We start from the raw sequence: 229 nt of genomic DNA, 5'->3' as shown, positions 1-229 counted from the left end.
ATAGCCACCGTGCCACCTGAGAGGCGGCGCCGGACCCGCGACCACAACGCTCGGGCCGGACGCCGTGCACATTCACAACAAGGCAGTCCAGGGGAATCCAACAATGAAAAAACTCGCCGTCCGCGTCGCCTGCGTGGCGATGCTCGCATTCGCCGCGACCAGCGGCCACGCGCAAACCGAAGCCGCGCAGGTCGAAATGAGGGCCGCCGCCGCGGCCGCCAACAAGGCC

The 229-nt window shown here is 68.1% G+C and carries 1 pseudogene; it reads left to right on the top strand.

Features of this window, described 5'->3' with window-relative positions:
• Nucleotides 1–103: 103 nt before the first annotated feature.
• Nucleotides 104–229: pseudogene (locus SB816_RS35495) on the top strand (DUF2167 domain-containing protein); the annotation flags it as partial.

The sequence above is a fragment of the Achromobacter sp. SIMBA_011 genome (assembly GCF_046535435.1).
Classification (GTDB): Bacteria; Pseudomonadota; Gammaproteobacteria; order Burkholderiales; family Burkholderiaceae_B; genus Achromobacter; species Achromobacter dolens.
Note: the sequence above shows the minus strand (reverse complement) of the source record. Positions and strands in the feature narration are given on the sequence as shown.